This window comes from Mucilaginibacter tolerans, assembly GCF_030519375.1.
Taxonomy (GTDB): Bacteria; Bacteroidota; Bacteroidia; order Sphingobacteriales; family Sphingobacteriaceae; genus Mucilaginibacter.
In genome coordinates this window covers 84,334-104,519 of sequence record NZ_JAUMKB010000001.1, presented here as the reverse complement: position 1 = coordinate 104,519, position 20,186 = coordinate 84,334, and the positions used below count along the sequence as shown (strand labels likewise).

16 protein-coding genes are annotated in these 20,186 nt (G+C 44.8%); 8 read left to right on the top strand and 8 right to left on the bottom strand.

What is annotated here, in order from left to right:
• The first annotated feature begins 159 nt into the window (after window positions 1-159).
• Both Q3A68_RS00575 and Q3A68_RS00570 read left to right on the top strand, forming a co-directional pair.
• Window positions 160-2,043, top strand: coding sequence for an alpha/beta hydrolase family protein (locus Q3A68_RS00575; RefSeq protein WP_302899047.1), 1,884 nt, complete (start codon window positions 160-162; stop codon window positions 2,041-2,043).
• Between the two features lie 134 nt (window positions 2,044-2,177).
• Window positions 2,178-3,950 carry an MFS transporter gene (locus tag Q3A68_RS00570; protein WP_302899046.1) on the top strand — a complete coding sequence of 591 codons (1,773 nt, stop codon included), beginning with the start codon at window positions 2,178-2,180 and terminating at the stop codon, window positions 3,948-3,950.
• A gap of 115 nt (window positions 3,951-4,065) precedes the next feature.
• Here Q3A68_RS00570 and Q3A68_RS00565 read toward each other — a convergent pair whose 3' ends face one another.
• The 3 genes from Q3A68_RS00565 to Q3A68_RS00555 form a co-directional block, all read right to left on the bottom strand.
• Window positions 4,066-4,887: an alpha/beta fold hydrolase gene (locus Q3A68_RS00565; RefSeq protein WP_302899045.1), complete on the bottom strand. Its 822-nt coding sequence runs from the start codon at window positions 4,885-4,887 to the stop codon at window positions 4,066-4,068.
• A gap of 187 nt (window positions 4,888-5,074) precedes the next feature.
• Entirely contained in the window at window positions 5,075-6,688 is a 1,614-nt protein-coding gene (locus Q3A68_RS00560; protein ID WP_302899044.1) for a S41 family peptidase, read from the bottom strand.
• A 386-nt stretch (window positions 6,689-7,074) separates the two neighbouring features.
• Window positions 7,075-7,650 carry a TlpA family protein disulfide reductase gene (locus Q3A68_RS00555; protein WP_302899043.1) on the bottom strand — a complete coding sequence of 192 codons (576 nt, stop codon included), beginning with the start codon at window positions 7,648-7,650 and terminating at the stop codon, window positions 7,075-7,077.
• 209 nt (window positions 7,651-7,859) lie between these two features.
• Between Q3A68_RS00555 and Q3A68_RS00550 the strand changes: the two genes are divergently transcribed.
• The 5 genes from Q3A68_RS00550 (at window position 7,860) to Q3A68_RS00530 (ending at window position 13,089) form a co-directional block, all read left to right on the top strand.
• Window positions 7,860-8,261 carry a BlaI/MecI/CopY family transcriptional regulator gene (locus Q3A68_RS00550; protein ID WP_302899042.1) on the top strand — a complete coding sequence of 134 codons (402 nt, stop codon included), beginning with the start codon at window positions 7,860-7,862 and terminating at the stop codon, window positions 8,259-8,261.
• Between the two features lie 194 nt (window positions 8,262-8,455).
• On the top strand, window positions 8,456-10,213 hold the full coding sequence (locus Q3A68_RS00545) for a M56 family metallopeptidase (RefSeq protein WP_302899041.1): 1,758 nt from the start codon (window positions 8,456-8,458) through the stop codon (window positions 10,211-10,213).
• A gap of 155 nt (window positions 10,214-10,368) precedes the next feature.
• Entirely contained in the window at window positions 10,369-11,205 is an 837-nt protein-coding gene (locus Q3A68_RS00540) for a hypothetical protein (RefSeq protein WP_302899040.1), read from the top strand.
• 139 nt (window positions 11,206-11,344) lie between these two features.
• Window positions 11,345-12,160, top strand: a complete 816-nt coding sequence (locus Q3A68_RS00535; RefSeq protein WP_302899038.1) for a hypothetical protein — start codon at window positions 11,345-11,347, stop codon at window positions 12,158-12,160.
• A gap of 239 nt (window positions 12,161-12,399) precedes the next feature.
• Window positions 12,400-13,089: a hypothetical protein gene (locus tag Q3A68_RS00530; protein ID WP_302899036.1), complete on the top strand. Its 690-nt coding sequence runs from the start codon at window positions 12,400-12,402 to the stop codon at window positions 13,087-13,089.
• A 985-nt stretch (window positions 13,090-14,074) separates the two neighbouring features.
• On the opposite strand, the gene Q3A68_RS00525 is transcribed toward Q3A68_RS00530, so the two are convergent.
• From Q3A68_RS00525 to Q3A68_RS00515, 3 genes are all read right to left on the bottom strand, one after another.
• Window positions 14,075-14,557 (bottom strand): nuclear transport factor 2 family protein, encoded by a 483-nt coding sequence (locus tag Q3A68_RS00525; protein ID WP_302899035.1) that lies wholly within the window; start codon window positions 14,555-14,557, stop codon window positions 14,075-14,077.
• A gap of 146 nt (window positions 14,558-14,703) precedes the next feature.
• On the bottom strand, window positions 14,704-15,648 hold the full coding sequence (locus Q3A68_RS00520) for a PorP/SprF family type IX secretion system membrane protein (RefSeq protein WP_302899034.1): 945 nt from the start codon (window positions 15,646-15,648) through the stop codon (window positions 14,704-14,706).
• Between the two features lie 37 nt (window positions 15,649-15,685).
• The gene (locus Q3A68_RS00515; protein WP_302899033.1) at window positions 15,686-18,205 is read right to left on the bottom strand and encodes a cadherin-like beta sandwich domain-containing protein; all 2,520 of its coding nucleotides are present in this window, start codon (window positions 18,203-18,205) and stop codon (window positions 15,686-15,688) included.
• Between the two features lie 339 nt (window positions 18,206-18,544).
• Here Q3A68_RS00515 and Q3A68_RS00510 point away from each other — a divergent pair, with 339 nt between their 5' ends.
• The gene (locus Q3A68_RS00510; protein WP_302899031.1) at window positions 18,545-18,874 is read left to right on the top strand and encodes a hypothetical protein; all 330 of its coding nucleotides are present in this window, start codon (window positions 18,545-18,547) and stop codon (window positions 18,872-18,874) included.
• A 45-nt stretch (window positions 18,875-18,919) separates the two neighbouring features.
• Here the strand turns inward: Q3A68_RS00510 and Q3A68_RS00505 are convergent, their stop codons facing one another.
• A complete protein-coding gene (locus Q3A68_RS00505) occupies window positions 18,920-19,288 on the bottom strand; it encodes a response regulator transcription factor (RefSeq protein ID WP_302899030.1) in 369 nt (122 codons plus the stop codon).
• Window positions 19,289-19,510: 222 nt separating this feature from the next.
• Window positions 19,511-20,161: a response regulator gene (locus Q3A68_RS00500; RefSeq protein ID WP_302899029.1), complete on the bottom strand. Its 651-nt coding sequence runs from the start codon at window positions 20,159-20,161 to the stop codon at window positions 19,511-19,513.
• Between the last annotated feature and the right edge of the window lie 25 nt (window positions 20,162-20,186).

Genomic DNA, 20,186 nt, shown 5'->3' with positions numbered 1-20,186 from the left:
CTTTATTGCAGAAGTAAACTAATATTCCCGAAACAACTTTAGGTACCCATACCCTGCCGGAGTCCTGCATTGGTGCTATGGCCTCTTTATTCTAAACATTGCGCCCGATTAGTTGCAATTTGTTTTTATTTGGTTTAACTTTCTTAAAATTAAGCCGTTATGAAATACTTATCACTTCTGCCACTGGGCCTGTTATTCTACGGATGCCATTCTGCGAATGAACAAAAAAACGTAAAGAAATACACTGCTGAGCAGCTGTATCACAACAATTATGTTTATGGGGCAGGCTTTAACGCTGATGAAACGCAGGTCTTGGCGGGAGCGAATAATTCCGGGATATTTAATGTGTATGCCATTAGTATAGCCGACACGGCCATGAAGCCATTGACGCATTCGCTTAAGGATTCTTACTTTGCTGCGGGGTATATGCCGGGCACGAACAACTTTTTGTATAGTGCCGATCAGGGTGGTAACGAAAACGGCCATGTCTATCTGCAAAAACAAGGTGGTTCGCAGGCTAAGGACCTGACGCCCTGGAAAGGGAGTAAAAATAATGTTGCGGGATGGAGCGATGATAAAAAATCCATTTATATATCGAGCAATAAACGAAATGTTAAGTTCAGCGACGTTTATAAAATGGATACCGCCACATGGTCGCCCACCATGTTTTACCAGAACGACAGCGGGTATTCGGTTGGGCCCATCTCGCACACTGAACGGTATATTGCACTGCAAAAGCCCGTAACTACAGATAAAAGCGACCTTTTCCTATACGACAGGCAAACCAAATCGATAAAGAAACTCAGCAACGACCACGAAGCCAATTGGGCTCCCCAGGCCTTTGAAAAAGATGACACCGCATTATTTTATACCACCAACGACGGGAGTGAATTTAGCTACCTGGTGAAATATGATCTGAAAACAGGCAGCGCGTCGACCATATACAAAACCAATTGGGACGTGGCCGGTATGGGCCTGAGCGAGCATCAGAAATACCATTCCATTTCGGTTAATGAGGACGGCAGGTACAAGACGCTGCTATTTGACCATAGCTCCGGAAAGCAGATCGACCTGCCGGCAATCGCAGACGGAGATATAAAAAGCGCCGATTTCTCATTAAGCGAAAAGAATATACTGTTAAGCGTAGGCAGCAGCCGCAGTCCAGATAACCTGTACGTTTATAATTTTGAGCAGAAGGCGCTTAAAGCCGTTACACGCACGCTGAACCCCGAAATAGATATCAATGAACTTGCCTCTGCAGAAGTGGTGCATTTTAAATCGTTCGACGGCCGTGAGATACCGGCTATTTATTACAAACCGCTTAACGCTTCAAAGGACCATCCTGTACCTGCCATGCTGTGGATACATGGCGGTCCCGGCGGGCAAACCACTGCGGATTTCAACAACGACATACAGTTTTTGGTTAATCATGGCTATGCCGTGCTTGCCGTAAATAACCGTGGCAGCAGCGGCTATGGTAAAACATTTTATAAGCTCGACAACAAAGATCATCAAAACGGCGACCTGAAGGATTGCATATGGGGGAAAAAATGGCTCCAGCAGCAAGACTACATCGATACCGCAAGGATCGGGATTGAGGGTGGCAGCTATGGCGGTTGTATGGTGCTCGGCGCGCTTGCCTTTCATCCGAATGAATTTAAGGTGGGTGTGGATTTGTTTGGTGTGGCCAACTGGATGCGTACCCTGCGCAGCATACCGCCCTACTGGGAGGCATTTCGCAAGGCTTTGTATGATGAATTGGGAGATCCGTATACAGCCGATAGCGTTCATCTCAAAAAGATATCGCCACTATACCATTACAAATCTATTAATAAGCCTTTGCTGGTGTTCCAGGGACTAAATGACGTGCGTGTGCTACCCGTAGAAAGCAAGGAAATAGTGGAAGGCGTAAAGAAAAACGGCGTGCCGGTAGAATATATTACTTACCCCGATGAAGGGCATGGTTTTACCAAGAAGGAGGATCAGATAAAAACAGATAAGGTGACGCTGGCCTTTCTGGAAAAATACCTAAATAAGAAATAACCAAATTTCTATACCCCTGCTTGTTGTTAGCGTCATCGTTTGGTGCCAGACTGACGCCGGCTATCTATCGTTGTCTGAACCAATTTCAAATATTCTGTTTCGAAAATTGACCTGTCACGATTTTATTCATTTTAATGGCACACACTCAACCAAAAACCTCAGCAAAAGGGTTAGCGTCAATCGTTACCGCATCCTCTGTTGGCACCATTATCGAATGGTATGACTTTTATATCTTCGGCAGTTTGGCAACTATCATTGCCACCCGGTTTTTTCCAAAAGATAACCCGGCGGCGGCGTTTTTGGCCACATTGGCCACCTTTGCGGCAGGATTGGTGGTACGGCCATTTGGCGCTTTGTTTTTTGGCAGATTGGGGGACCTGATAGGGCGGAAATATACCTTCATGGTTACGCTGGTGCTCATGGGGGGCTCTACTTTTGCAATAGGGTTAGTGCCTGAATATGACAGGATAGGATTTTTTGCGCCTGTGATCATTCTGATCTTAAGGCTATCGCAGGGTCTGGCCATTGGCGGCGAATATGGCGGGGCAGCAACGTTTGTTGCAGAACATGCGCCCGTCGGTAAACGTGGCTTTTGGACCTCGTGGATACAGACAACAACATCATTTGGATTGGTTTTGTCGATGTGCGTCATCCTGATTTCAAAAAGTTTCTTTAGCGCAACTGTGTGGGAGAATTGGGGCTGGCGAGTTCCTTTTTTAGCATCTGTTCTGATGGTAATTATTTCCGTCTGGATCAGGAGAAACATGGCGGAATCGCCGCTGTTTGCTAAAGCTAAATCAGAAGGGAAAACTTCCGTTAATCCCTTAAGGGAATCATTTGGTAACAAGTCGAATTTGAAGGTGGTTTTACTGGCTTTATTCGGGCTGACAATGGGACTGGGGGTAGTAGGTTACTCTTCAACATTTTATTCCCAAAGCTTTCTCATTAAGGTCATGTTTGTTGACTATGACCAGGCCAATATGATCGTAATAATTGCGGTCTCAATGGGTGTCCCTTTTTATGTTTTCTTCGGATGGCTGTCTGATCGTATTGGCCGCAAGTTTATATTAATGACAGGCCTGCTAACGGCAATGTTGTTTTTTCGCCCGATTTTCGAAAGCATGTATCAGACCACCAATCTCCGCAATAAGGTGGAAAACAGGCAGGCAATGCAAATGAATGTTAAAAGGGAGATGTTGCCCGGGTTGGGCACCGACTCTTTAATTACAACAACGACCCTCCATTTTTTCGCAGATGGAACCAGGTGCCAGGAAACCGCGCGGGAAGTGATCAGTGCGGGAAAAGTCAGTCATTCTGAAATTCTCACTTCGATAAAACTGAATGGTTCGGACAAATGGAAACTGATTTTTTTAATTTTCCTAATGATGTTCATCTTCACCATGGCATATGGGCCGCTCGCTGCATTTATTGTTGAAATGTTTCCTTTAAGAATCCGCTATACATCTATGTCGTTGCCATATCACATAGGGAACGGCATATTTGGCGGAACAAGTGTGGTTGTAGCCGCCTACCTGATTGAAAAAGCAAAAGTTGCCCACATAGCTAATTATTACCTGACCGGGCTAAACTATCCCATTGTATTAATGAGTGTGTGTTTGGTTATCGGGCTTTTATATGTCAAAGAAAATAAAGAGGGGAAAATAGCTATACAAGTTCCGTCAAAGAATCTGAATAAGGTTAAAAGATCCATGGGTTACGTTTGGATTCTATTGGCGCTGGTGACCGCCTATTTTGGCGTGTTTCAATTAGGGATACCAAAATTCACCTCGGGTAGCAGGGACGACCTGATCTTTGCCATCATCGTTCTGTTTTTTATAACCCCAATAGTGTCTATTGGCTTGTTGCTTTTTGGGAAGTATGCCATTGATGGCGAGTATGACGATTGATTCTATGCGCCTGTTATGCACGTCGTTTATAGATCCCGGCCAACTATGATATTCAAAAAGTGCTACAAAAAAAAGGCACCCGAAAGTGCCCTTTTATTTACGGTTGTCAAGTATTCTATGATTGAATAAACGCCAGCAGATCTTTATTGATGGTTGCAGCTTCTGTTGCAGGCATGCCGTGAGGGAAGCCCGGGTAGGAGATAAGTTTTCCGTTTTTCAAAAGCTTTACCGCCTTTAGTGCGGTAAGGGCAAACGGAACGATCTGATCGTCTTCGCCATGCATCACAAGCACCGGAACGTCCACGCTTTTAAGGTCTTCGGTAAAATCCGTCTCTGAAAAAGCCTTTACGCAATCAACATGAGCTTTTACCCCGCCCATCATTCCCTGGCGCCACCAATTGTCCCTGATCCCCTGTGATATTTTCGCCCCTTCGCGGTTGAACCCGTAAAAAGGGATGGTGAAATCCTGGAAATATTGCGCCCGGTGCGATGCAGTTCCTTCACGTATCTCATCAAATACTGACAGCGGAATACCGTCGGGGTTATTCTCATTCTTTACCATGATAGGCGTAACAGCGCTGACCAGTACCGCTTTGGCTACGCGGCCCTTTCCATGTTTGGCAACATAACGGATCACCTCGCCGCCACCCGTAGAGTGGCCGACATGTATGGCATCTTTCAGATCAAGTGCGTTGGTAAGCTCAGCCACATCAGCTGCGTAGGTGTCCATATCGTTTCCGTTGTCGGTCTGGCTCGATCTTCCGTGCCCGCGGCGGTCATGGGCAATCACCCTAAAACCCCGCTGAAGGAAAAACATCATCTGTGCATCCCAGTCATCACCGGATAAAGGCCAGCCATGATGAAAAACGATTGGCTGCCCGGTTCCCCAGTCTTTGTAATAAATTTCTGTTCCGTCTTTTACTGTAATTTTGCTCATAGATTTTTGATTTTGATGTATGGAATTAATGAAACTTTCGGATGCACTTATCCTTATCCTATGCCGTAACAAAGGTACTGGATAGGGATAATACACTGATGAATTAATTATGTTTTAATTGTAAGGGTTAGGTAAAAATCAGGAGCTATTTGGGTTGTGGATTGTAAATTCCTACGTTGATAATTTATCAATATCCCAGCGTGCTTAAATAGGTTTTATTGTCAAACAGAACAGCCGATGCTTTTGCCACTTCTGAGTCGTCGGTCAGGCTGTTTCCAATTTGCCCCCACCGGTAATAGTATCTTAGCACAATCTCACCCCTGATAGATTTCATGATCTCCTCTTTATGTCGCATAAGGTCATTCTCTTTTTCTTTTCTCAGTTTGGTGAGTGTTTCGTCGATGCCTGGTTTAATACTTTCCCAATAACCCTCTTTTATAGCCGATTTTTTAAGCTCATTTATTTTTTGCTCCGTTGCGGTTTGATAGTCATATTTTTTGTCCTGCAGAGAATGGACGAAATTTGCATACTCTTGATCGCTAAGCCTAAACGCCGTGTCTGCCGGGATCGATTTATGATTGTGATAATATGACATGACATATTTGAAAACCAGGTTGTCCTGATAATCATTGTAAAAAAGGTCGTAAACCATTTGTGACGGCGGTTGTGCCTCCAGGAAAACATCCGGCGAGATGCCATCATGATCAATTACTTTTCTGCCATTAGCTGTTTTAAATTGTTTTTTCAAAGAGTCGGAAATCAATATTCCTTCCTGGTTCACCGAATAAGCTTTGTTTTGGATGCACCGGCCGCTGGGCGTATAGTAATATGCAGTGGTAAGCCGCAATATTTCACCGGATGGTAAATTAAAAAGATGCTGCACTAAGCCTTTACCAAAGGTTTTCTGGCCAATAATAATTCCACGATCATAATCCTGTATTGCCCCTGAAATGATCTCACCTGCCGACATCGTTAAATTATCAGTAAGTATAGCCAGCGGAGTTTTAGTATCAATGGCGGGCTCAAGGGTAGTGTAAGTGGTATCCCGGTGCCTTGTTCGTTCAGTAATTACGGGTTTCCCCTTATCAATAAACAAGTTTACTATGTGGATGCCTTGTGTTAACAGTCCACCGGTATTGCCGCGCAGATCCAGGATCAATCCCTTCAATGGCTGCCGCTTTAATTCAACCAGTGCTTTTTTAACATCTTCGCTGCTGGTTTCTGATTCCCCTGTCAGGCGGATATACCCTATGTTGCCTTTCAATAATCCAAAGTAAGGAACGCTGCTTGTTTTAATTGTTTCACGCACAACCGATTTCGTTATCGGGTCTTTCGCGCCATAACGTTGCACAACGATTTTTACGGTAGTACCTGGTTCACCCCGCAAAATGGGAAATGCGTCATTGATGGTTTTTCCTTTTAAATCCGTGTCTCCGATTTTAATAATTATATCGCCCGGTTTAATCCCGGCTTTATCAGCAGGAGCGCCCCGGTATACCTCGCCAACCACTATGGCATCATCTACCGGCCGTATAACCATACCGACGCCGCCAAAACGGGCTTTTAGCATAACATTCAATTCAGCCGCGTCTGACCGGGAAATGAGCTCCGAATATGGGTCCAAAGAACCTAATGTAGTGTTAAGGCTTTTTTGGATCAATCGATCTGCATTGATGCTGTCGGCGTATTCTGAAATAATTTTTCTGTAAACCGTGTCAACAATGCCGACCTGCCTGGTTTCGGCCGGCGGCTGGTTCAAAACCTGCTGGGCAGAGCTCCTGGTTGTGAGCATCAGTAGCATAAACGCCAGACAATACGGGGTAATGTGATGAAAGCGCATAACGAATTTATGATAAGTAAAGGAACCTTACTCAAAAATAGTAAAAGAATCTATTTGTTGTTCGAAGGCTGTGACTTCAAATGAGTACGGCTGTAGTCTCAGACTGCCTCACCGGTTTAAGTCTTCCGAAGACTGAGTTGGTTAGTCAGGTGTAGTGATCTCAATCGAAATTTAGGTGTAATTTAAGCGTTCCCCCGATTCTTATCGGGGTCAGTCTTTACACTCATACTGCGCAGGCATTAGCCACAAGGCCGGTATCTGTTTCAATCCTTAACGCGGGGAATTTAGTGTAGCTAAAAACTACGTTCATATAGCATCCGAAGTCAGTGACTTCGGACAGAGAGGTCTTATTTAGTGGATCTACCTAATAATTTATTTAATGCAGCGTATACGGCGGCGGCCCCCTGGCTATCTGCCGTACTATCGGCTACTCGCCCAGCTGTATCGATAATCATATGACGAGGGATGAAAAAGCTTCTCTTTGGTTTACCATTTCGGGTTTGTACGCTGGAGAAAGTAGTATGAAAATCGCTATCGATGTGAGAATTCACCAAAATGTGATAACCCGAAAGCTGATTAGCAGCGATAAACTGTTTCCAGTTGTCCCCATTCTTATCACAGCAGATGTACAGTAAAATAATATTGTTCTTATCGGCGAATTGTTTAAAATCATGTATGTTTTTTTTCATCCTGAGCTCATTACGGCAGGGGCTACACCATGTGGCCCATATATCCACATAAATTATTCTTCCTTTGAATTGATTAATAAGGCCATTAAAATCGGACGTGGTATCCGTCAGATATCTGTACCTGGTATTGTTGTTTGCAAGATGGGATTGTGCCTTAGATGAGGAGGTATGCAATAGGCAAATAAAAACGGAGCAAACAAATATCCGGATAGCAATGGTTTTATAGATTTTCATAAACTGGTTGTACCAATATAGAAAAATATTACTACTACTCTGGTTTAAGTCTTCCGCAGGGTGACTTAAATCAGTTTCGGGGTATTGAGCATGGCTCAGATCTTTCTGATGGGGTACTGAAACAAGTTCAGCATGACAATAAGTGTTTTTTTTTCAAATATTTGACCTCAACTATTGCAACGTACGTTTTTAATACATACCTTTGGTTTATGAGTTTGTTTAAGAAGGATACACCCGCCGAAATAATACCTACCAAAACCGAAATGGACGTGTTGCAGGTTTTGTGGCAGTATGGCCCGCAGACTGTGCGTTTTGTGCACGATAAGCTGAACGAGCAGAAGGAGGCGGTGATTTATACCAGCACGCTGAAGCTGATGCAGGTGATGAAAGAAAAAGGGATGCTTGACCGTGACGAAAGCGCCATGAAGCACGTCTATAGTGCGGTGTTGAAGGAGGATAAGGTGAAGGGCAACATGTTGGGCCGCTTTGTCGACTCGATGTATAACGGGTCGCCGAGCAGTTTGATGATGGCTTTGCTGGGCAATGACAAAACCTCGGCAGAGGAGTTGAAGAAGATAAAGGAGCTGTTGAAAGAGTTTGATGGGAAGTGACCGGGAAGTCGCAGAGTAGACTCACCCCGACAACGCTACGCTGGTCAACCCTCTCTATGGCAAGCCATAAAGAGGGGGAAGAAAATAAAATAAAACTATCCCTCCTTACCGCCTGCGGTAGAGAAGGTGGTGGAGCAAAGCAATGACCGGGTGAGTAGATATAAGATAAGCAAGTAATTAACAACAATCAAAATATGAACCTCCACCTTGATACCGCCGCGCAGCGCATTATACAGGCCTTCAGCTGGATGCTGATCCATTCATTATGGCAGGGTTTATTGCTGGCTGTGGTAACGGCAATCGTATTATTGTCGACCAGAAAGTCGGGTGCAAGGTTGCGGTATAACCTGGTTGCGGTTCAGTTTTTATTATTTATAGCGGCCTGTGGCTGCACCTTTGTGTGGGAGTGGTACCATACTCCTGCAAAGGTGATAGCGCCGCTGGCAGGAGCGATCGGCAGCGAAGCCTCGCAAATATTTCATCTGGATGCCGAAAGCATACGGCGGTTTGCGCAAACCTGTATCGGCTATTTTACTGCCAATGCGCCAATGGTGGTACTGCTGTGGTCGGTGTTGTTTGTTTTTCGTTCGGTGCGGATGATGGGTAGCCTGGTTTATATTCATCGCGCCAAAAACAGGTATACCTATGCGCCGCCTGCCAACTGGCAGCAAAGGGTAGAGGTGCTTTGCGAAAAGCTGCAGATCAGCAAGGCTGTTCGCCTGCTGGAGTCGGGTTATGTAAAAGTACCGATGGTGATTGGTCATCTTAAACCTGTGATCCTGATGCCTGTCGGATTACTTGCCGGATTGCCTGCCGAACAGGTGGAGGCGGTATTGCTGCATGAACTGGCACATATACGCCGTCATGATTATGTGGTGAACTTTCTGCAAACACTGGCCGAAACGGTGTTCTTCTTTAATCCCGGTTTGTTGTGGATATCGTCATTACTGAGGGATGAACGTGAAAACTGCTGCGACGATATCGCCCTGGAGCAAACCAAAAACAAGCGGGAGTTTGTGCAGGCATTGATCAGCTTTAAAGAGCATTCGCTCAGCGCCGAAAATTATGCTGTGGCCTTCCAGGGCAAGAAGAACCATTTGCTGCACCGTGTGAGCCGCATCATGGGTAATAAAAACGAAACGCTGGGTCCTTCGGAAAAGGTGTTTTTTATGATGGGGATCGTTGTGCTGTCGCTGGTAGTGGCTACTGCTGCCATCGCGCAGATCAGGACGGCGGATTATAAGGCCGCGAAGGATAATATCAACAGTATATTGTTTACCGGTGTACCTTCCCCCCCGGCTATGCGGGCACATCCACCTAAAAAAGCACCTCTTTTCAAGCCTAAAGCAAAACCGGGTGTTCCGGAGGCACCGGTGGAATATGCATCTGCGGCCCATAGGTCTGCTGCAGCTGAATACAAACTAAAGGAGCAAAAGGAACAGGCGGAAAAAGCCGAAGCTGCCGAACTGGAGCAACGCCAACGGGAGCAGGAGCAGACCATGCGGGATCGTGATCAGGCCAAACGCGACCAGGAGCAGGCAGAGCGCGATCGGCATGAAGGAAAAATACAGCAGGATCAGGCGGCGAAAGATCAGCTACAGGCTGCCCGTGATCAGGAACAGGCAAAGCGAGACCAGGAACAAGCTATTCGCGAGCAGCAACAGGCACGCCTGGATCAGGAACAGGCCAAACGCGACCAGGAGCAGGCCGAACGTGATAAACAAGTGGCGAAGAAAAGCGAGGCGCAGACGCGCGTGAATAATGATGCGCAAAGCAAAGTGAATAGCGAGCAGGCTAAGCACAATGACGAGCAGGCCCGTAAGAACGTAGCGCAGGCGGTGAAGAATGAGATACAAAATGTCCGAAACCGGGAGCAGGAGCGTATTAATACTGAACAGGCTAAGAAAAACGAAGAACAGGCAAAAAAGAAACAGGTAAACGTACAGGAATAATAACGGCAAAAACCCGGTTGGTTTGATGTAGCGGCAGGCGCAGCCGCAGCACTGAAACTGACCTCCTTATAAATCTCAAATTTCATGTTTTTAAATTCTGCCTTCGGGTGGGATAGGAGCTTATTGTCTAATTTTTAAACTTAAAATCAACAAAAATGAAAGCGAAATATTTTTGGCTAATGGGAATGCTATTGGCTGCAACAAACGTATCGGCACAAACAAAAAAGCCGGCTAAAACGGCTTATGATGACGATCGACACAACAATTACGACCGCATACATACCGTGGACGGTAAAAAGGTAGAGGATATACAAATGCACAGGGATGGCAAAATGTACAAGGCCGAATTGGTGAATGAGAAACTAACTGAATTGTATGTTGACGGTGAGAAAGTACAGGAGGCCGACTGGACAAAATATACCGGCGCAATAGCAGCTATCCGTGTTCAACTGCAATTGAACAGGGAGCAGGCTAAAGCCAATGCCCGGCAGGCAAAAAGAAACCAGGAACAGGACAGGGTGAACGAAGAACAGGCAAAACGCAATGCAGAGCAGGCTGAGCATAATGAGGTTCAGGCTAAAAAGAATGCTGAGCAGCAAGCGCGCAGTGCCGAACAGGGGAAGCATAACCAGGAGCAGGTTAGGGTGAACATAGAGCAGGCAAAGCATAATGCCGAACAGGCAGCTCGCAACGAAGAGCAGGCGAAGCGTAACCAGGAGCAGAACGAGGTTAATAGGGAACAGGCAAAACTTAATGCGGAACAAGCCTCGGCCAATGAACGCTTTATGAAAGAGTTTACCGAAGACCTGGTGAACGACAAGATCATTCCGGACAAAAATAGTCTGAAGGAGTTCAGGCTTGATAATGAGGGCATGACTGTGAACGGTGTGAAACAGTCGGACGAGCTGTACAAAAAATACAAAGAGAAGTACAGCAAGCAATCTTCGGGCGGGTTTACCTACTCGCGGGATGGGATAATCAGGAATAATTAATAACGGTTTATTATAAAGATTGGATAATTAAATAATTGCTGACTCGAACATTAAAATCTGAAATGATGGGACCGTTTTGCATTACTATTTTCTTAACCATGTGTATCACAGTTTATATTCTATTAAAAACAAGCAGAAGATGAAAATTACATTGAAATGCGCCCTGCTGATAGGCGCGCTTATACTAAGCACGGCTGCCATGGCGCAGCAAAAGGCCAAAAAGAGAACGGCCTATGTACAAACCGGCAGCCCAGAATATGGCAATAGCACCTATACCTTTAATGATAATGGCGGTGTTTTGCATGAATACGTTGAGACTAATTGGAAGGGCGACAGATATGAAATGAAACTGGTAGGAGGTAAGCCGACAATGCTGGTGGTAAACGGCGAAAAAATAGCGCCTGCCGACTATGGCAAGTACAGCGAAGTAATAAGTGAGATACGCGCACAGATAAAACGCGACCGTGAACAGGCCAAACGCGATCAGGCCCAGGCTCGCGTAGATCAGGAACAGGCAAAGCGCGACCAGGAGCAGGCCAAACGTGACCAGGAACAAGCCCGCAGTGAGCAGGAAGAAGCCAAACGCGACCAGCAGCAGGCAGGGAAAGACCAGGAGCAGGCCAAACGTGACCAGGAACAAGCAGCCCGTGATCAGGAACAGGCGAAACGCGACCAGGAGCAAGCCAAACGTGACCAGGTGCAGGCAAAATACGATCAGGAACAGGCTAAAGAAGACCAGCGCCAGGTAGACCTGATGATGAACGACCTGGTGAAAGACCGTATTGTTCCTAATATGGACTCGGTACGTACCATACGCATGAATGAAGATGAGTTGATCGTTAACGGGCAAAAAATGAGCGAAACCGTATTCAGTAAATACAAAAGAAAATATCCGCGATTTGCGCATGGGCACAGCGAGAATGGAAATTTTAACGGGTTGAGTATAACGAGGTGAGTATGAATCAATAGTAGTTCTGGCTAAAGCTCCCCTCTCGGGAGGGGTCGCGGAAGGTTGTGAAGTGGGAGGGGTGGGTTTATACGCCATGCTGAAGAACACACCCCTGCCCCTCTCAAGAGGGGGACCTTGCCACACCTCTCGGAATTAGCTATATGAATGAAAATATATCGCCAACAACAGCGTTATATCTCCAATAAACCTTTGTTTTCTACGCCTTTAACTAAACCAAAATCGAAATGATCAACCTTAAGAAAAACTCCGCCGGCTGGTTGGCTGCATTGCTGACCGCATTTGTATTAGTGGCCTTCAGTTGCCTTAACATTCACCCGGCTGTTGCCGCAACGGTGTTAAAAATTAATCCTGTCGAAACGCCCCTTACGGCCTTTGAAGGTATCTATCAAAATAAAGTAAATACATTCTTTTATTTTAAAATCACCGTTGAAGGTGCCACCCTGAAGGCAAAACAAATAGACGGCGACCGGCAAATTATATTGACCCGTAAATCGGACATGGGTTTTGAAATGAAAGACGACGACGGCGACGAGACTATTCCTGTTACCTTCTCCAAAAATAATGCGGGCGACATCACCGGGTTGTCGGTAGCCGATAGAGACCAGTGGATCAGGGTGAAAGAATATGTCCCGGTAAAGGAAGTAACCCTTACCGCCGATCAGTTAAAAGCCTTTGCCGGGAAATATAAGTTTGAAGAAAAGGACGATGCCTACCTGCAAATTACAGCTACTGCCACAGGCTTAACACTTAAACAACTTTGGGATAACCGCGAAATAAACTTCGTAGCGATAAGTGATGTCGATTTTTTAAATAAGCAGATCCCTTTCCCGCTAAAATTTACAAAAGATAGCGCCGGCAATGTAACCAAGGTATTAGCCTTTAACCGCGATATGTGGGATAAAGTGAAGGAGTGAGTCTTTTCGATTCAAAGCTCCAGCTCATGCTGTTCGTAGCCTCTGACTGCGAACAGCTTATGAAGGTAGTCTGAAGAGGAGACTATATACCTATTAGACCATGAGGCTTTAATTCTGACGCAGGTATTTTTTTAACGCTCTAATCAACAGCCACCAGGTATATCCTAATACCGCTGTGACAACAAGTGTTAAAGTTCCAAAAATTAATTGTGCTATTTGGTTTGACATGGTTTAAGTAATTTAATTTTTATCAATGGGTTTCTGAAAATTCGTGACCTCTATTACACTTATACTTCCCCGGCTCGCTGGGAACGGGTTTACTAAGCCACCCACAAACAGGGCATACAACCTTTTTGTGGGATGCTGTTACCTTCATTATTGAATGAAAGATGTTAGATGCTTCTTTGAGGTTTTTATGGTCTGACATATTAAAATAGCCCTCCCTTTCTACTCTCGATACTGTTATAGCCCACAATATACGTATATATCGAACTTGGACAAACATAAGCTCAATCTTGTTAGCAAGATTAAACCCCCCTTTATCGATCGTTGTTACGATAGCGGTTTTTAAATTATTTTTGCCACAAAAATCCAACAGGCTTTTTAATTCATCATAAGGATTTTAAAACGGCCTGTTCGACCATTTGATTTCAACAGCCCATTTTGGCTTTAACTTTTTGTCGTCAAGTCCTACCAAATCTACTTCACCATCCTTCCATCTTGCGTACCAAGGAGTAAAATTCATCTGATGCATTCATTGAGCAAAAATAGCAGTCTCTACCATGTGCGGAAAAGCGTCATCAGTGGCTGTTAATGGTGAAAATAAAGCACTTCTAAGAGAGGGATTGGTGAGATAAACTTTATAGTTAGTTTGACGTTTGAATTTTTTTGCACAGTCATCAATTTGACTAACGGATTTAATTAAAAAAGCTAGTCTCCTCTGAAGACTACCTGGCAAGTAATCCGAAGTTTCCAATACCGGAAATCATTCTTTCTTCCTTTTTGCGAGTTCTAATTCTGCCTGTGATTCTTTAGTATAGGTACCATGCCAACCATCAAACATCCACTTTCCATTTTCTTTTATCCATATTTCAGTATGGTATACTTCTGCAAGTACTTTGTCACCCATTAGGTATTGTGATCGTCCATTAATTATGGCTACATCTCCGTACACGCGAACTTTCCTGTCAAATAATTTAAAGGTCACACCCGCGAACATATTTTTCCTGGCAGAATCTGCCATTATTACTTCTTTGGTTTGCATAACTCCATCAGCATTGATGGTTATGTAGTCCTTATATACTGAATTTTTCCAGAACTCAGGATCATACTTTAGTACAGCATCAAACATTTTTAATTCTGAAGCTTCCAGCTCTTTAAGAACAGAGTCCGGAACTTTCTGTTGTCCAAATGAAAATTGTAACGTAAAAACAGCAATTAAGATCAAAATCAGTTTTAACTTTTTCATAATTAGCCATTTATGTATTGGTTTCCAATGCAATGTAGTCAAAAATAAATGGCAGTCTGAGTTCGGCTAAAAAAGAGTTCCCCCATACTGGTTTAAGTCTTCCGCAGGGTGATTTAAATCTGAAAATGGAAATGGAGGACTCTGGATCAGTTCGATTGTTTATTAAACAACTTCAGCCTAATCCCCACCTCAAACGCGCCATTGGTGTAGTTGGTAATCGGACCGGTGGATAAGTTGTATGAAAAGTTGAGGGCATAATTATGCTGATCGAAGGCTACTCCGAAGCCAAAATTGTTGTCGCTGTGATAAATGGTCTGCAGGTCGAGGTGATAATTGTTCATTTTAAAATTTAACCCGGCATCAAATATATCAGCGAACCCCTTTGTCTCCCTAAAGGCAACAAGTGGTTCAAGAGAGAAAGCGCCGGTTTCACCATTCAGGTCGAACTTATAGCTGGCCGCAGTAAAAAATATGGTACGGTCAACATCCGGCCTTTGTCCGGGCCGGTTAAAAACATTGGTATTCAGGTTGGGCAAAACACCTTCTATGAACAAATGATTGCTGGTATAGGACAAACCAAGATCACCATCAACATACAGGCCCCGCTGGTTGTATTGCTCTATTTTAATATCGGTTAGATCGCCGTCGATGGCATCATAGTTTAAGCTCGGGTCGTTAATACCCAGTGACAGCCCGAAGTTTAGCTTCTGGTTCAGGTCGCCCAGCGGCAAATGATAAGCATAGCTTGCCATAATACGGGTTTGCCGGAAAATACCCGATTGGTTGTCACTAATATTTAATCCTACACCTACCTTTTCTGTAGCCAGGTATTCCGCCGTGAGCGATTGCGTCTTGGGTGCACCCGGGAAAGAGCTCCATTGCTGCAGATAGCCCAAATTGATGTTCAGGCCTTTATCGAGACCAGCGACAGATGGATTATTCAAGTACCTGTTTTGGTAAAAGATGGCCTGGTAGGGAATAAGCTGTGCCTTGCAATAAGTAGCAATTAGCGTAAATGCCGTAGCCATTATAACAATACCCAGGTGCCGCATTGGTTTAACTGACTTGCTGTATTTTATGATAGTGTTCATCCTTTTATTTCTATTTCAATTATCCGACCCAACTTTGTCAATTCCTGAGAATATTGATAGAACCTTTAAACTTGCGGAGATTGGGGCCGAGATCGACCACGAAATAGTAAGTGCCTTCGGCTAGCGGATGCCCATTTAGTGTGCCGTCCCATTCATTATCATAGTGCCTTTTGGAGTATACAACTTTACCGCGCTTATCAAAAACGATCACATTATTTTGAGGATACAACTCTATGTCTTTTATGACCCAATAGTCATTTTTCCCATCTCCATTAGGTGTAAGTATGTTGTTGCAACCGATATCTTCCTGTGCTTTCCCCCGGTAAACCACCACCGCATAGGTATCAATGGTTACGCCATCCTGTGCTTTAACAACTACGGGGATGTCATTGCGGCCAACAGCGAGCGACAGGACACCTGAAGGAGTGCCGCTTCCCACTGCGACGCCATCTACAGTTATTGTGGCCGTGCTGTCGGATACAGTTGCTGTAACGGTTATACTTTTGACGGAGTGGGCTACCGTATCGGTATAGGTCCTGATACGGCTGTTAAACGCAGGAGTCAGCTTACCCTGGCTAACTGCAAGATCGATCAGGCATGCATCTGAACTGGGTGCCCTGGTCACATTTACGGTGTAAGTATCTTTTGTAATACCATCCTGAGCGGTAACTACTGTAGTGATGATGTTTGATCCTACAGCCAATGGTATCTGATCCGAAGGAGTGCCGCTTACAACCGCCTTGCCATTTACAGTTATCGTCGCCGCGCTGTCGGATACGGTCGGTGTAGCGGATAAACTTGTGACGGAGTTGGCCACCTTATCGGTATAGGTCCTGACACGGCTGTTAAACGCAGGAGTCAGCTTGCCCCGGCTAACTGCCAGATTGGTCAGGCATGCATCTGAACTGGGTGTCCTGATCACGTTTACGGTGTAAGTATCTGTTGTAATACCATCCTGAGCGGTAACTACGGTGGTGATAATGTTTGATCCAACAACCAATGGTATCTGAGCTGAAGGGGCCCCGCTTGCTACCGGCTTGCCATTTACGGCTATAGTAGCGGTGGTGTCGGTAACGGTGGGAGTAAGGGTGATGTATTTTGTAGCGTTTGATACGCTGTCTGCATAGCTGGTAGTCGTGCTGACAAAGGATGGATCAAGGCTGCCCGCGCTTGGCACCAGGTTAACTAGTGTAGCAACCGTTGAAATCGGCTGATAGGTAAGCGTTACAATAGCTGTAGAATACCCCGCAACATTGTAGGCTGTAATGGTATCGGTTTGTGCAGTAAAGGGAGCGGTAGCCGTTCCGCTAATAATGCCTGTAGTTTGATCAAAGGTTAGTCCCGGGGGAAGCGAGCCGCTTATGGTATAGCCTGTTAGCATAATCTTTCTTATACGGCTGGCGCCTCCCAGGCCCCACTCGGCAATATAGCCCACGCCTGTTTTATCGATACGCATGTAGCAAGGTTCGTCAAACTGTGCAGCTGTAAAAATACCGTCTGCATTACCGGGTGCCTGGGTCGGGCTTCCTGCCACCAGCGACACTGTTCCATCAGGCATCATCTTCCGGATATCATTGTTCAGAAGATCGACGATATAAATGATCCCGCTCTGGGATATCTCAATACCGGTAGGAAAGTTAAAGCGTGCAGCTGTATCGCGGCCGTTCGCGTATAATACAGCATCATTATATTTCCCGGCAATAGTGGTTACCGTGCCGTCGGGTGCTATTTTCCGAATCTCGTTATTTAGGGCATCGGCGATAATCAGGTTACCGGAGGCGTCCATCCTTGAGTCGGTTGGGCTGTTAAAAAGCGCCGCCGAGCCTGGGCCATCGGTGGCACCGGGAACACTATTGGTACCTGCAATAGTTGTCAATACGCCTGAAGGAGAAAGCTTTACGATCTGGTATCCATATTGCAACGCAAAGATCAAATTACCGGCTTTGTCAAAAAATAAAGTTTGCGGGTCAAATGTTTCTGTAAGGTTCCGGTAAACGGTAGTTACCATGCCCGACGGTGTTATTTTCCGGATAGCCGCATTGTAGTAATCTGCTACAAACAAATTGCCTATTGAATCAATGGTTAGCCCATCGGGGTAATTGAAAAACGCGGTGGTATCCTGGCCATCGGCAAAACCAGCTATGCCCTGAGGATTGCCGGCAACAGTGGTCACCAGGCCTGCAGGGGTTATCATACGGATGGCATTATTACTTGCATCGGCCACATATAAGTTGCCCGCAGCATCTTTAACCATGTCCTGCGAGTTATTGAACAGCGCGGCAGTGCCAATGCCATTTACAAAACCGGGCACGCCTGTAGGGCTGCCGGCAAATGTTGTTACCTGCCCGTATATGGTAGCAGGCACAGCTCCACCAGTATTTTTGGGGCTTATGGCGAATGGAATGGTCCCTGTAACTTTAATATTGTTTCCGTTGCCGTAAACAATATCCGGCGCCTGTGCAAACAGTTTTTGTGCAAAGCACAGTAGCAGCAAAACAGATAGGATCTTGATTGTAAAAGCAAGCGGGTTAAATGCCTGCAAGGTCGGTTTATTCATAATTGTGATGTGTTCAGGGTTTAAATGTTTTCACCCCGAAGTGTTTAGGCACGCAGTTTAGTTTAAGCAGCAATTCTGCAAAAAACATGCCGCAATTATGGGAGGAATTTTCTTGTTAGTTTATCCCGATTTATACCCCCCGTTTATAACTATTGGGGATTTATAATCCCAGTCTATCTCGTTTTGTGCATTGCAAATCCCGGTCAGCATGCAACAGAAGTAACCGGCCCTGAAATTACATGTTATAACTTTAATTAACAATTGTGGAAATGTTGATATCTAAATAGTTATAGGTTGTAAGGTGTGCGTAAATTCACATCAGTCTAAGCCAAAGCAATTATGAGTAAAGATGAAGTGATCCGGTTTCTGGAACTGGTAAAATATTATGAAGCGTTTCCTATAAACAGGGAAAACTCTCCCTACAAAAAAATGATCAGGTATTGCCGATGGAATGAATTGGTGAATGTAACCCCTGATAACTTATGCGTTCTTTCAAATAAAGGTATAAAACTCCTGAAGGATGAAAACCGCCAGGTTGAGCCTTTATCATTACTGGAAGCAGAGCTGCAACGGAAGGATGAATCGGTAAAGGCAACCTACTGGCTTGCCGGGGCTGCAGTATGTGTATTGGTATTTTATGAGATTTTTATAAAGGGGTATTTGCACTGATTTTTATCCGGAGAACAAAGTCAAATTTCTTTCTTTCTTCGGTAATTACGCCATTTCTCTGTCTATTAATCTTTTGATCCGTTCGGAAATATCATCGAGGTCAAAAGGCTTCGAAATAAAATCATCGCAGCCGTAATAACCTAAGGACTGTATCACTCTCGGATAAGCTGATATTATGATCACCGGCAGATCAGTAGTTTTTGGGTTCGCCTTTATCTGGTGGCAGATCTCGCCTCCGTTTATCCCCGACAAAATATAATCGAGTATGATCAGGTCGGGATCAAAACTGTCTATGACTTCGAAGATATTATCTGTCTCGCCGATAGTTTTTACCTTGAATCCTTCATAATTAAGCGCTTCCTGCATTACGTCGAGAACGCCTTCGTCATTGTCTAATAGCAAAACCTTTTTCATAATTGATTCAATTACCGGCCCCGTGCTTTGGGGACGAATGTTAACACACTTATTTTACGGAAATCGGCTCAATTTGATTCCAAACTAGGGTTGAAAATATATTCTAATATATGATGGCAGATTTTAACTTTATAAGTATAAATACCTAAAAACAGGTTGCGGTAAATACGTGATTTTTAGGAAAATACAGATTTTTACTGAATTGAAAGGCGCAATTAGCCATTAATTAATAATACCTTGCCGCAGGGCATATTTGATCAGGGTGATGGTATTCCGTGTGCCTGTTTTGTTGATCATACTCTGACGGTGCCCCTCCACGGTTCGTTTGCTGGTAAAAAGCTTATCAGCTATTTGTTGATTGGTATAGCCTTCGGCGGTTAACGCCAATACTTCAAGCTCTCTTTTTGTAAATTCTACTTCCGGGATATCATCGGTCGATGATGCCGCAGGCATTTCGGCCAGGCGGTTCATAAAACGCAGGGCAAGCTCCGAACAGATATATTGACCATCGATCTGAATATGGTTAATAGCAAATATCAGTTCGTCAGCGCTCACATTTTTTAGGAGATATCCGACAACTCCCGCCTTAAAAGCCTTCACCACATATTTTTCATGATCGATCATAGTAAGCATGATCAGCTTGGCTTTTGATGGCGTTTCTTTCAGCTTTTCGGCCAGCTCCATCCCGCCCATAACCGGCATATTCATATCAGCAAGGATGATATCGGCTTCAAGGCCCCCCTGGATCAACCGGAGTACTTCGGCGCCATTGGTTGCTTCAGCCACCACCTCTAAATTCGGTTCCTTTTCCAACAGGTTCCTGATACCGTCGCGTACAATATTATGGTCTTCAGCAAGAATAATCCTGATCATAACCAGCTCCGTTTTATTATTAATA